The following is a 13330-nucleotide window of genomic DNA, read 5'->3' as shown; positions in this document are numbered from 1 at the left end:
GTATTCGTATTCAGAATACCATCATTCAATTCTCTAAAACCGCTTCTTGCAGATTGATGGGTTGATTGAATTTCATACGACGGCCAACATGATACCACCAGATACCTAAAATCGGATAAAAGGGAAACGAACGCACATACTCATGCTGTTGTCGGATGCTACTAAGATAAGTCTCCTCGAAACCCGGTAACTGCTCTGGCAATTCCAGATGTTTGACTCTAGTTAAATCAGCAACGGAAGACTGATGTTTTTCGTTCAAGGCGTCAATTTTCTCGATCCCAAATGATTGCACAAACCGCTTGGGGGGAGCCGGAAAGACCAAAGATTCTCGATCGTTGGCGGTTACCAGAGAATAATCTTCTTTGAAGAGAGTCGTGAAATTATGGAACCGCCCATAGGGTGAGAGCGTAATTTGAAAATAAGCGGCAATATCAGAGTTTTGCCATACCAGAATAAAATTCTGCTGCAACCGATAGATACCAACCAGCTCGAATTGATTGATTCCAGCCCAATCAGATTCAAGACGACATTTCCCCGTGAGGTAATCATCCCAATCCGGTTCCGGTAATGAAATCAATTGCGGTGATCGCATATGCTGAATTGCATAATAAACCAAAATGGGAATCAGTATAAACAGATAACCGACAATCATTCCCATGACAATCAAGAAGCAATTCATGAGATTGTCGTCTGCCAGCATGATCCGATTCCGGACAAAATAATGTTGCACGATTGATAAAAAAACATCCACGTCGATGAGATCAGGACCGGGTAATTGTCTCACCCAGGCGGTCGATTTTCCAGCCTAACAGTTTGGCATTTATTTTGTCACTCAGTGCGTGGCACATTCCCAGAAAAGCATCGGTGGCACGATCTTCGTTCAGTTCATGAGCTGAAAATTGTTGCAATGTTTCCTGGCGTAAACTCGTGACTTCATCCAGCAGGATGTGTAAAGCGGGCCCGTCATCCGGATTATTTCCGTCCAATTGCATTTGTTTGTTTTCAATTTCCACCAACTTTATGATGAAGCTGTCCAGTTTATGTCCCTGAGCCTTAGCACGCCGTTTTTGGATCCAGCGAAATAACAAATATGCGGCAATCAGCATCGACACGATAAATGAGCGCATGCCCTCTGTCGCTTCCACAAATTCAGAATTCATGAACGGTTTCAAATCCGGGTTATAGACATGGTCAGCGCCGGCATGCACCGGAAAACTCTGATTATCCCGCGCAAAACCACTTCCCTCTGAAAACAGTTCATTCAAATGCATGTGCCGCGAAAAATTTTGATGCATAATCAAAGAGGTGACATGCCCAATCAGTTCATCAGAAACAGACTCCCGCGCCAGCAGATGCGCACCACAGGCGACCGTTTTTAGATTTTGTGCAGGGACGGTAGGGTCTGATCGGCGAAACATTCCCGCGGGAATCTCATACTCATAAAAGCCCGCTTCCTTACGGGCCAGTGCAGCACTAAATGGGATTTCCAAAATTCGATATTTGCCGGTATCCAGTAAGTCATGCAGCAACGGTGCATCAATACCTACTGTCACTATCATTCCATCCAGTTTTTTCTGATCCAGCAATTCTTCGACTTCATGATAAGAAAGATAAACTTCATCGATTTCATCCAGATTGATCTGTAAATGTCGCAGCAGAGCTAGACTGGAAGCCAGATCTCCGGAATCTTTCTGACCGATTGAAATCCGGCGGCCTTTCAGATCTTCCACATCCATGATATCGGAATCGGATCGCACGATAATATGCAGAACTTGTGAGTACAAATTCGCTATAAAACAGATGTGATCTGAATTATGAATATTCGGTTCCGAACGATCTTCCGGTTTCTTCAACTTCAAGAGCGCCAATTCGGTACCCGGCTGATAGAAGCCCAGATCTGCCTTTCCACTCCGTAACAACTGCAGATTTTCCAGAGAGCCTTTTGTCTCCAGAACCTGCACCTTGATATTCAATTGTTGCTCCAGCGTCGATTTGAGCTGATCTGCCAGACCATAATAGCGGCCTTCGGGATACCCGGCGGCAATCGTGATCTGACTGGGCAATGCCGTCGTCCACCGATAAACCTGATGCATTAACACCGGGAACGAAATGAGCAGGATCACAACCAGAATTTTGAATAGAGAACGCTTCATTTCTATCCTTTGCAATGAATTCTCAAAAATAGTAATCCCGGATCAATTCAATGGAATGTGCACAGAATATCATACTCATTTTGACTGATCTTATCCCCTTTTACAGGCGGAAATCGATGGTTTACTTATGAAAAACGATTCTCTTCCCAGAGAGGATTAAACTGTTTCTGGAATTCCTTACTTTGCGGTGTCATTTGCCTTGGCGCGATTTTTTGGCGAACTATGCTAAGGGACGAAATCTCTGTATTATATAGGAGTCGTAGTGATTTCCTGACCCTTTGTCTTTCTATTTAAAGAAGTGAGTGAGTTCCATGTACCGAGTCCTGATCACGGACAATCTTTCGCCAGCTGGTCTGAAAATACTAGAAGAAAACCCGGAAATCGAGCTCGATATTCGTTCCGGACTTTCACCAGAAGAGGTCCGAGAGGCGCTCAAATCGGCTGATGGAATTATCATTCGCAGTGCAACAAAGCTGACTGAAGAAGTTCTGAAAGATCAACCTAGACTCAAGGCGATCGTCCGGGCTGGTGTGGGCGTCGATAATATCGACCGCGCTGCCGCCACTCGGGAAGGCATCGTCGTGATGAACACTCCTGCGGGAAATACCACCAGCACGGCAGAACAGACGATTGCTTTAATGATGTCACTGGCCCGTAACATTGGTCCTGCTTATGCCACCATGAAGGAAGGCAAGTGGGAACGAAAGAAATTAACGGGAACCCAGGTTTCCGGTAAAACGCTGGCCATTATCGGCCTGGGACGGATCGGTCTTTCAGTGGCACAACGGGCACAAGGCCTGGAAATGAAAATCATCGGTTATGATCCTTTCCTCTCGGCAGAACGCGCAGCCGAATATGGCATTGAACTTTATAAAGAAGTAGATGAGCTGGTCAAACACTGTGATTTTTTGACGGTACATACTCCATTGACTGATGAAACGCGTGACCTGATCAACGCCGAACGTATCGCTACGATGCGACCCGGAGTCAGAATCATTAACTGTGCCCGAGGGGGTATTGTGAATGAAGACGATCTGGCCGATGCCCTCGAATCGGGCAAGGTCGCCGGCGCCGCTTGCGACGTCTTTACTCAGGAACCACCAGAAAACAGACGACTGATTGACGCCCCCAACATGCTGGCAACTCCTCACCTCGGTGCTTCTACAGATGAAGCTCAGGAGATGGTGGCGCTGGAAGCCGCAGAAATCATTTCAGATTTTCTGACTCGAAACGAAATTAGACACGCCATCAATATGATTCCCGTTTCGGGCGCCGAGATGGCCGATCTCAAACCACATATCGAACTGGGACATCGGCTGGGTCTGTTTTTGGCGCAACAATCCAAAGGCAGCCTGAAAAGCGTTCAAATACAATATCGGGGAGAAGTGGCAGAGAAACAGACAAAACTGATTACATCCAGCTTCACCGCAGGGTTGCTTTCCAATGCATTTGAGGCAGACGTCAATATCGTAAACGCGACGGTCTTCGCCAAAGAACGTGGCATCGACATTTCGGAATCGCGATCCACCGAAGCAGGAACCCTCTCTACGTTGATCTCTGCAACAATAGAAACCGAACATGGACAATCTTCCGCTGCCGGAACCATTTTTGGTCAGGACTTTTTACGTCTGACGCGTCTCGATGAGTTCTATCTTGATGGCTACCTTGATGGCAACCTGCTGATCTACCGACATAATGACGTACCCGGGCTCATCGGTTACATCGGCACCGTGCTGGGCAACCACAAAGTAAATATTGCTCACATGGCTTTAGGTCGCCTGCAGAACCAACCTGGTGGCGAGGCAATCGCGGTGTTGAATGTAGATGGAGATGTTCCGGAGGCTGCACTTGAGGAAGTCTCCCAGCACAAAGAAGTTTCCTGCGTGAAACTTATAAAAATGCCCCCAGCAACGGCACCACTTTCCTGGTTACAATAATCTCATTCTGGTTTTCAAGTCGCTTCATCAAATCTGGTTGATCTGGTGAAGCGAAACCAGTGAGGATTTTGGCTAGTTGGTCACATATCTCTTCTGACCTGCTAGAATTGTTACGAACATTCATTGCCAAAGTTATCATTGCGTCGAATGTGATGATAGGATGAAAGTTTCCCAGCCCTCTTTGTCCGCACTGGTTCGATTCATGCCTGAGTTACTGCGTCCGTTAGGATTTGTAGAACGCCTGTTTGAAGAAGGAAACGACCGGTACGGAGGCTGTTTGATGATTCGAGCGGTTCGGCTATCCGGACCTTGTGATGTTGAAAAACTCCGCGCTGCGGCGGTAAACGCTACCCGATCACTGCCTCTACTAGCCTCTACCATCGTTCGACACAGAAAGAAACCAAGATTAGTAAGACTGGAGAACTTTCAACCAATTGTTGAATCAGTCACAAGAGATTCCCCCGAGCATTGGCGTCAGGAAACCGAACAACAGCTTACCCGCCGTCTGGAAAATGGTGGCCCGCAATGGCGGATGGTGGTGGTTCATTCTGCAGCGTCTTCTGACTGGGAATTACTGCTGGTTTACAACCATGCCATTGCCGACCCTGTGACGGCAACCGTGCATCTCGAACGCATTCTGCAAGAGTTCCAGCAACCAACAAAGACAGAGCTGACTGAAACGACGATCACTCAACCGCTGGAGTTGCTGCTACACAAAGAAAACAGGCTACGAAACAGCTTGTTATTTATCATCACTGATCTACTGTTAAAATCTTATCAAAAAACGATGGCGTTTTTTAAGCGTCCCGCAGGTTTAGAGGCCAACGTCAATACAAGGAAAACCCGCTTACGATTCTCGAGTTTATCGACAGATCAAACGACAACAATTCTACAAACAGCAAAACAAGAAGGTATTTCGTTCCAGGGATTACTATTGGCGGCGATGATACGTTCAAGCAAGAAGTTTTTGCAGAATCCCAGCGCACCTTGTTTAACACTATCAAATATTTCTCTTCGTCATGAATGCGGACCGGGGGACTATTCGCGCGAACCTGGTTGTTTCATTTTCTGGTTTATGAATAGTTTTCCCCAAGATGACGACGGTGACCTCTTGTCTCTGGCAAAAAACTGTTCGAAAATAGTCCGCTTTTCTATTTCCTTTGCGCGGCCGCCTGCTCCCGTTTTGGGAGCCTTTGTCGGGAAATCCCTGCAGCAGCTGGCGACAGGAAATCATCATGGAAGACTCGCTACCCTCGGCGTGTCGAATATCGGACCGGTTCCACTGCCGGAACAAATCGGCGATGTAACGATTCGCGAAGATTATTCCATCTCCGGGCAGAACGCGGTGGGGCCGGAAGTCATGTTGCTTGTATCAACACTCGCCGGCAGATTGCACCTGACATTATGTTTTGTGGAACCGCTACTCTCTCCCGAACAGATGACTGAATTTCGAGACAATCTGATGACCGAACTCAATTCATTCGTCTGAATTTCCCTGCAATTGAAAACAAGGTATCTCTCCCCAAATCGGCATTGTTCGCCCAAATGCGGTCTCTGAAAACTGACGGTAAGTTATCGCTCTGAGTAAAGTACAAAGTCCTAAAACATCATGAATCTATACATATGACCTGCTCTTAAACAATCCCAATTGAGAATCGTCCCTCGTTTCACACTTTATTCGCATTCACTTTGAACTCGTTTTTTATAGTGCGTATGAAGATCAGCCTTACCATAAATTGTGCCATCGCATCAATTTGGGTTTGAAAAAAGTTCAGAGAAGAGTTGAACGAGAGGCCCTTTGAAGTATAAAATATTTGCGATGAATGTGCGCGCATCATTCGTGCAAAGATTCTCGGACTTTGAATTGACCGGTGTACTAATTCAGGTATTATGCCCGACAATTCCCATGATACTTTTTTTGAGTGAGTCGCGTTAAATGTAATCACACTTTGAAATTGCCATGACCTTGCAAATCGATCTGGAGGGTGGTCGGCGTATGATTTCTGCAACTACCGTAAAAGCACAGTCGAGTGCCATGCAGTCAAGCGTGTTGGCGTTGAATAAAACTTATTCACCGGTCCACGTCATTACCGCCCGACGTGCTTTCTGTCTGCTCAGTAAAGACATTGCAGAAGTCATCAGCGTTGAAGACGGCAGTTTTATGAATTATGACTTCAGTTCCTGGATCGAAATCAGTGAGCTGAGATCCGAATTTCATGAACGAACGGAACTGGATGACTGGATCCTTTCCGTCAACTTCGAAATTCAAGTTCCCCGAGTTGTCCGCCTGCTGAACTATAATCGGATCCCCAACAATACCATCAAATTCAATCGTCGGAATATCTTCATCAGGGACAGTTATCGCTGCCAGTACTGCCATAAGAAATTTGGTGTGAAGCAGCTAAGCCTGGATCATGTCGTTCCCCGTTCTCATGGCGGAGGCATGAGCTGGGAAAATATTGTCAGCGCCTGTCGGCGATGTAATACAAAAAAAGGAGGTCGCACTCCTACTCAAGCCGGTATGAAACTATTCCAGAAGCCGGCCAAACCCAGCCGCAATCCGGTTCTGCTGCAACAGGTGAAACAAGAAAAATATGCCTGCTGGAAAAACTTTGTCAGCAATAAAGAGCTGCTCTCCTGCGATTGAACCAGATGGTACGACACACCGGACTCCTCAATAAACAGACTGTACCCGAGATCTTCATTCTGCCTTGTATTAGCCCTTAAAACCGATAAATTCGACGAGATTCTCATCCCGAACTGAACTGATTCCTCAGTCAATGGTTCCACTGACCAGGGGAAGCGTCTATAGTACGGTGCAGAACTTAGGTCCCCTCGCTGAAAATCACCATCATAACCAACTCAGGAATCTGGAATGTCGTCTTCTCCCTTAAATGTAGCCATTATCGGTATGGGAACCGTAGGCAGTGGTGTCGCGAAAATTTTGCTCAATCGTTCCGAGCAAATGACACGACGCGCTGGACGACCAATCCATCTTAAGCGGGCGATCGTCAGAGATCTTTCCAAAGCACGAGATATCGAACTCCCTGCGGGAGTGCTAACCGACGACTTGGAATCGGTGATCAACGATGACTCCATCGAGGTCGTGATTCAACTGATCGGCGGAATCGATCCCGCTTACGACACGATGCTGCGGGTTCTGGAAAGCGGCAAAGACGTCATTACTGCAAATAAAGCGCTGCTCTGTGAAAAAGGCGAGAGTCTGTTCCAGCGCGCCAGAGAACTGAATCGCTGCATCTGCTTCGAAGCAGCCGTTGCCGGCGGTGTGCCTTTAATCGAAACTGTTACACAGGCCATGTCGGCTAATCAGATCACTTCGATTGAAGCCATCCTGAATGGAACCAGCAACTATATTCTAACGCAAATGTTTTCGCATAATACCAGCTACGCAGACGCAGTGCGTTCGGCTCAAGAAATTGGTTATGCCGAAGCGGACCCTGCCATGGACGTGGATGGCACCGATGCCGCGCAGAAGCTCGGAATTCTTGTTCAACTGGCGCTCGGAATCAAAGTCAATCTGGACCAGTTCCTCAGGCAGGGAATCGATTTGCTCTCGCTGGCCGATTTACAATACGCGGCCGAATTGGGGTATACCGTCAAACTGTTGGCGGTAGCCAAATTGCTGGAGGGGCAATTGGAAATGCATGCCCAACCTACATTGATTCGCAATGATAATCCATTGGCACATGTAGAAGACGCGTATAATAAAATCGCGCTGGAAGGAGATGCTGTGGGAAAAGTCTGGCTGTCAGGCATGGGAGCCGGACAGATGGCAACCGCTTCCGCAGTAGTTGCCAATCTGGTCGACGTTGCCGTCGGACGCGCCGCGATCACATTTCCCAGACTGAATCTCTGGGATGCACAGCCGGAAATCACAATCATGCCTCGCGAAGCAATCTCCCGACGTTACTTCCTGCGATTAAATGTAGAAGATCGCCCGCACGTATTGGCTGACATTACAAATGTGCTGGGAGACCACCTGATTAGTATCGCCAGCCTGGTACAACATGAAGCGCCCGAAGTCGATCAAAGCGAAGATTACCCGATTGTGCCCCTGGTCATAATGACGCACCGGACAACAGAAGGCCGCTTCCAAAAAGCCAGCAGGGAGCTGGATGAACTGGATTGCATCCGGGCTCCCTTTGTGCGTATGCCGGTCAACGATTAGAAGCACTGAATTGATCTACTGACTAATTCTCTTTTTTAGCAGCCTCTTTTTTCGGTGTCTCTTTTTCTGTTTTTGGTTCTTCTTTCTTCTCAACTTTGGGTGCTACCGGTTTCTTGTCCTCTTTTGCAGCCGCCTCTGTAGACTCAGGTTTGGCTTCTGCTTTAGCTGGCTTCTCAGCGATAATGGTTGCCTTTTTGATGTAGTCCAGCTTGGGAAAATTACTTTTCAGATAAGCATTTCCTTTGGCGATAATTGCCCCTTGATCGGGAGCCCCTGCACCTTCACCGTATCCATTGTATAGAGAATTCACGACTTCCATACCCTCGATCACTTGTGCAAACGGTGAGAAACCCATTCCATCCAATCTCGAGTTATTACCATAGTTGATAAAGAATTGTGTCGAACGGGAATTCGGAGCCCCTGTTTTAGCAAACGAGACATAGCCCGGATTGTTTGATTCCACAACTGGCTCGTCCATAATATTGTTGTCTTTCCACTTGGCGTGCAATGCGGGGTCACCATTCATGCCGACCTGTGCCATGAACCCTTCAATCACGCGAAAGAACGCGACGTCATTGTAAAACCCCAGCTTCACCAACTCTTTGAAACGTTCTACGCCTTTGGGTGACCAATCCGAATGCAAGTCGAGTACGATATTTCCCTTTGTCGTTTCCAGTAAGACCTGAGTATCTCCTGTCGCTGGAAGTATTTCCCGTTTTTCATCTATAGATGTCACCTCGGGAACCTCAGGGTCAACGGCTGTGGGAGTTTCACCGAGACACCCCACAAAACTGATCGCCACTAAAGTCAATGCAATAAAAGTCAAACGAGACATCGCAATCATCCTTACTCTATTTGAAGAAATTAAAAGGTTATAAACTTAAAGTGATCTATCTATTCTGTATTTCCTGGCTCAATTTTTCGAACTCATCCCGCAATACAGGCATCGCCCCTGAGTGACTGGCTACCAGACCTCCCACACGATTAGCAAACAAAGCCGCCTTTTCCCAGGGCCATCCCAACAGGCGACGGGAAATTAACGCCGCGGTAAAGGCATCGCCGGCGCCTACTGCATCAGCCACTTCTATCGGAGTGCCGGGGATATCATATTCTTGATCGCATGTAAAAATCAAACATCCCGCTGCACCACGTGTAATGCAGACCGCTTCTACTTCATACGCCTGCTGAAGATAAGCTGCAAACTGTTTTATATCACCAAATGTGACATTCAACAGACCTGATAAAATACCAACTTCATCCTGATTCAGCTTGACGATCTTAGCGGCAGACAGTGAACGCTCGATCCAGCTTCGATCAAAGTAATGCTGGCGTAGATTGATGTCATACACGACCAGACAATCAGAGTCCGTCGCTGCCAGACATTTGTGAATTGATTCACGTGATGTTTCCTCGCGCTGTGCTAACGTGCCAAAGCAGACGGCCCGCGTTTGTTTCATCAATTCAGCCAATGTGCCATTAAATTCCAGATGATCCCAGGCCACCCTCTCATGAATCGTATACTGTGGGTCATTGGCATTAGTAAACTCTACGGTGACTGTCCCTGTGGGGAACGCCTGATCGATCTGTATATACTCTGTCGAAAGCTGTTGCTGCTTTAAGAAGTCCAATAACTCTGTTCCCAACGCGTCTTGTCCGACACGCGAGACAACGGTCCCCTGGCATCCCAGTTGATTTGCCTGAAAAGCAACATTCGCCGGCGCACCGCCGGGGCGTCTATCATCACCAAAACAGTCCCACAGCAATTCACCTAATCCAATCACCAGTGGAAGCGACTCTAAATTATTCATGGAACTCTGATTCCATTATCGTTCAATTCAATTACACTATTTCAATACAGATTCAATACAGATGATCCAGATCATGTTGGATGGCTCTCTCAACGCAGCCTGTGATCATTTCTGGTAATAACATACCATAACCCGGGATAGAAATTCCATGCATCGCATTTATGAATACCGTCATTTAGTCACGGAAGAGGAAATTGACGGGCTGGGTCACGTGAATAATGTGATCTATCTGAAATGGCTGCAGGATGCGGCTGTCGATCATTCCAGTGCCAATGGCTGGTCGCCCCGTCGTTATCGAGAAGAAAAAATTGGCTGGGTGGCGCGGAGTCACTATATTGAATATCTACAACCGGCGTTTGTGGACCAGGAAATCGTGGTGCAAACCTGGATTTCCACACTAAAAAAAGTCAAATCACTCCGAAAGTACCGCATCATTCGGCCCGCCGATTCTGAACTGCTGGTTCGAGCCGAGACAAACTGGGCTTTTGTGAATTATGAAAATCTCACACCACGACGCATTCCCGAAGAGGTTTTTTCCTGTTTTTCTGTCGTCACTGAACAGGAAGAACCGCACTGAATGCCGATCCTGGTTCATTCTTCGTTGCAAATTTCAGAGAAGACTCTCATCCCAAACGTGAAATCATGGCGCCAGAATGTTACTCTATGATCAGATTGAAAGCTGACGATTCCTGATTGTCATAACGATCTTATTTTCATATCTTCCTCCCATTCATGGTGCGTAATGACTGATCAACCCTACGAAAAACTCGGTGCATTCTATCTGGGTCGAGAATATGATCTTCCCAACAAAGAGATCAAAGACGATTTAGTGCTGTATGACAGCAAAGACCTGACGACACACGCGGTCTGTGTCGGGATGACCGGCAGCGGCAAAACCGGGTTGTGCCTCTCTCTGCTGGAAGAAGCCGCCATTGATGACATTCCCGTAATCGCCATCGATCCCAAAGGCGACCTGGGAAACCTGCTGCTCAATTTCCCGGATTTGAAACCGGATGACTTTCGTCCCTGGATCGAAGAAAGTGAAGCCGTTCGCAAAGGAAAAACTCCCGATGAGTATGCCAGCTGGACGGCCGACCTCTGGAAAAAAGGGCTCGCCGACTGGCAACAGGATGGGGCCCGCATTGAACGACTGCGTTCTGCTGTTGATATGGCCATATATACTCCGGGCAGCAACGCCGGCTTGCCGATTTCCGTGTTGAAATCATTTGATGCGCCCAGTGATGCGGTTTTGAATGACAGCGATGCCTTGCGGGATCGGATCATGTCGGCTGTATCCGGATTGCTGGCGTTACTGAAAATCGACGCCGACCCGATTAATAGCCGCGAGCATATTCTGCTCTCAAATATTCTCAGCAATGCCTGGAAAGAAAAACGCAATCTGTCCATTGCCAGTTTGATTCAGGAAATTCAAGCACCACCCATCGATAAAGTAGGCTTCCTGGATCTGGAAACGTTTTATCCTTCCAAAGAGCGTATGCAACTCTCAATGCAGCTTAATAATCTGTTGGCCTCACCGGGATTTGAATCCTGGATGCAGGGCGAGGCATTGAACATTGGAAACCTGCTGATGACGAAAGCAGGCAAGCCGCGGATTTCCATCCTCTCGATCGCTCACCTTTCAGAGTCAGAACGCATGTTTTTCGTGACGGTACTTCTGAATGAAGTGCTGGCCTGGGTGCGCAGTCAATCGGGCACATCCAGCCTGCGGGCGATTCTGTATATGGATGAAGTCTACGGCTACTTTCCTCCCACTGCCAATCCACCTTCGAAAACGCCGATGCTGACTCTATTGAAACAGGCCCGCGCATTTGGCCTGGGTGTCGTACTCTCCACACAAAACCCGGTCGACCTGGATTACAAAGGCCTCTCGAATACGGGGACATGGTTTATCGGCCGTCTACAAACCGAACGAGATAAAGCACGACTGCTTGATGGCCTGGAGAGTGCATCGGGAACAGCGGGAAGCCAGTTTAATAGACAACAAATGGAAGCGACCCTCTCTGATCTGGGAAGCCGCGTCTTCCTGTTACACAATGTTCATGAAGAAACACCGGTTGTCTTTCACACAAGATGGGCGCTCTCTTATCTGCGCGGTCCTCTTACACGGACTCAGATTAAAGAACTGATGCAGCCCCGCAAGGATAGCATTGCGGAGACAACTGCAGGAAACGCGCCCGCACCAACCGTTGCATCCTCGCCGGAAAGTGATCCCACGCAACGACCGCTGATTCCGTCGGAAATCAAACAACGTATTTTTACAGCGTCTAACCTGTTGGCGCAAGGTAGCCGTCTGGTGTATCGCCCCGGTCTCATCGGTCTGGCGAAACTTCGTTATGCGGACGCCAAATCGAAAGTAGATCTCTGGCAAGACGTTGCCATGCTGACCACGATCACAGGCGAAGTTCCTGAATCCATCTGGGAAGAAGCGACTCCCATCCCGGTTGGCAATCTGGAATACGACAACGATCCCGCTGAACAGGCACAATTTGCAGAAGTCGATAGCGTATTGACCAAATCGAAACAGTATCAAACGTGGGAAAAGAAACTGAAAACGTATCTCTATCAGGAACGACCGCTGAATCTGTGGTTCAGTGCGGATCCCAAACTGTATTCCGATCCCAACGAAAGCGAGGCGGAGTTTCGCTCGCGGCTCAAGCAACTCATGCGTGAAAAACGCGATTTACAAATGGAAAAACTGCGTTCCAAATATGCGTCAAAGTTTGAAACGATCAAAAACCGCATTCGCACTGCAGAAGAACGCGTGGCACGTGAAGAATCTCAGTACAGTGACAAAAAACTGAGCACCTTTCTTTCATTGGGAACGACTATTTTTGGTGCGCTGATGGGCAGGAAAGTCGCCAGCGCCACGAATGTCCGCAAAGCATCAACGGCAGCCCGTAACGTAGGTCGTGCAGCAAAAGAACATGGCGACATCGGACGGGCTAAAGAAGCGTTGGAAGTTCAGAAGCAAAAATTCGCCGACCTCGAAGACGAATTCCAACAGGAAATTGACAAGCTGGAAGAACCCATTCACCCCGAAGATTTCGAAATCGATGAATATCCGGTCCGTCCACGCAAGTCGGATCTCATGGTGAATGAAGTCGCCTTTGTCTGGCTTCCCTGGTCTGTTGATGCCACTGGAATCAGCCAGCCGCTTTACCGCCTGGATGAGGAATAATCTCTGGGGTCGCCGGATTGCGAAAACAACATTCGTCACTAAAA

10 protein-coding genes are annotated in these 13330 nt (G+C 47.8%); 6 read left to right on the top strand and 4 right to left on the bottom strand.

What is annotated here, in order from left to right; genetic code table 11:
* Positions 1 to 25: 25 nt before the first annotated feature.
* Together Q0668_RS21715 and Q0668_RS21710 are read right to left on the bottom strand one after the other, a co-directional pair.
* Complete coding sequence (locus Q0668_RS21715; RefSeq protein WP_298868503.1) at positions 26 to 784, bottom strand: hypothetical protein; 759 nt, start codon at positions 782 to 784, stop codon at positions 26 to 28.
* On the bottom strand, positions 762 to 2153 hold the full coding sequence (locus tag Q0668_RS21710) for a TAXI family TRAP transporter solute-binding subunit (protein ID WP_298868500.1): 1392 nt from the start codon (positions 2151 to 2153) through the stop codon (positions 762 to 764). The genes Q0668_RS21715 and Q0668_RS21710 overlap by 23 nt, the downstream gene beginning before the upstream one ends.
* A 311-nt stretch (positions 2154 to 2464) precedes the next feature.
* On the opposite strand from Q0668_RS21710, the gene serA reads away from it, so the two are divergent.
* From serA to Q0668_RS21690, 4 genes are all read left to right on the top strand, one after another.
* A complete protein-coding gene (gene serA, locus Q0668_RS21705) occupies positions 2465 to 4090 on the top strand; it encodes a phosphoglycerate dehydrogenase (RefSeq protein WP_298868499.1) in 1626 nt (541 codons plus the stop codon).
* A 202-nt stretch (positions 4091 to 4292) separates the two neighbouring features.
* On the top strand, positions 4293 to 5579 hold the full coding sequence (locus Q0668_RS21700; protein ID WP_298868497.1) for a hypothetical protein: 1287 nt from the start codon (positions 4293 to 4295) through the stop codon (positions 5577 to 5579).
* 471 nt (positions 5580 to 6050) lie between these two features.
* The gene (locus tag Q0668_RS21695) at positions 6051 to 6737 is read left to right on the top strand and encodes an HNH endonuclease (RefSeq protein ID WP_298868495.1); all 687 of its coding nucleotides are present in this window, start codon (positions 6051 to 6053) and stop codon (positions 6735 to 6737) included.
* A gap of 228 nt (positions 6738 to 6965) precedes the next feature.
* Positions 6966 to 8279, top strand: coding sequence for a homoserine dehydrogenase (locus Q0668_RS21690; RefSeq protein ID WP_298868493.1), 1314 nt, complete (start codon positions 6966 to 6968; stop codon positions 8277 to 8279).
* A gap of 22 nt (positions 8280 to 8301) precedes the next feature.
* Here the strand turns inward: Q0668_RS21690 and Q0668_RS21685 are convergent, their stop codons facing one another.
* Complete coding sequence (locus Q0668_RS21685; RefSeq protein ID WP_298868491.1) at positions 8302 to 9114, bottom strand: peptidylprolyl isomerase; 813 nt, start codon at positions 9112 to 9114, stop codon at positions 8302 to 8304.
* A gap of 55 nt (positions 9115 to 9169) precedes the next feature.
* A complete protein-coding gene (locus tag Q0668_RS21680; protein ID WP_298868489.1) occupies positions 9170 to 10087 on the bottom strand; it encodes a carbohydrate kinase in 918 nt (305 codons plus the stop codon).
* A 148-nt stretch (positions 10088 to 10235) separates the two neighbouring features.
* Between Q0668_RS21680 and Q0668_RS21675 the strand changes: the two genes are divergently transcribed.
* Complete coding sequence (locus Q0668_RS21675; RefSeq protein ID WP_298868487.1) at positions 10236 to 10664, top strand: acyl-CoA thioesterase; 429 nt, start codon at positions 10236 to 10238, stop codon at positions 10662 to 10664.
* A 165-nt stretch (positions 10665 to 10829) separates the two neighbouring features.
* Positions 10830 to 13286: a DUF87 domain-containing protein gene (locus Q0668_RS21670; RefSeq protein ID WP_298868485.1), complete on the top strand. Its 2457-nt coding sequence runs from the start codon at positions 10830 to 10832 to the stop codon at positions 13284 to 13286.
* Positions 13287 to 13330: the final 44 nt, after the last annotated feature.

Origin of the sequence: uncultured Gimesia sp., assembly GCF_937910335.1 — a bacterium.
GTDB lineage: Bacteria > Planctomycetota > Planctomycetia > Planctomycetales > Planctomycetaceae > Gimesia.
This window is presented reverse-complemented; position numbering and strand designations above follow the sequence as displayed.

What these genes read in the sequence shown, in the direction of transcription:
- Q0668_RS21710 (WP_298868500.1), bottom strand. Translation starts at nt 2,153, where the DNA reads ATGAAGCGTTCTCTATTCAAAATTCTGGTTGTGATCCTGCTCATTTCG.
- serA (WP_298868499.1), top strand. Translation starts at nt 2,465, where the DNA reads ATGTACCGAGTCCTGATCACGGACAATCTTTCGCCAGCTGGTCTGAAA.
- Q0668_RS21700 (WP_298868497.1), top strand. Translation starts at nt 4,293, where the DNA reads ATGCCTGAGTTACTGCGTCCGTTAGGATTTGTAGAACGCCTGTTTGAA.
- Q0668_RS21695 (WP_298868495.1), top strand. Translation starts at nt 6,051, where the DNA reads ATGACCTTGCAAATCGATCTGGAGGGTGGTCGGCGTATGATTTCTGCA.
- Q0668_RS21690 (WP_298868493.1), top strand. Translation starts at nt 6,966, where the DNA reads ATGTCGTCTTCTCCCTTAAATGTAGCCATTATCGGTATGGGAACCGTA.
- Q0668_RS21685 (WP_298868491.1), bottom strand. Translation starts at nt 9,114, where the DNA reads ATGTCTCGTTTGACTTTTATTGCATTGACTTTAGTGGCGATCAGTTTT.
- Q0668_RS21680 (WP_298868489.1), bottom strand. Translation starts at nt 10,087, where the DNA reads ATGAATAATTTAGAGTCGCTTCCACTGGTGATTGGATTAGGTGAATTG.
- Q0668_RS21675 (WP_298868487.1), top strand. Translation starts at nt 10,236, where the DNA reads ATGCATCGCATTTATGAATACCGTCATTTAGTCACGGAAGAGGAAATT.
- Q0668_RS21670 (WP_298868485.1), top strand. Translation starts at nt 10,830, where the DNA reads ATGACTGATCAACCCTACGAAAAACTCGGTGCATTCTATCTGGGTCGA.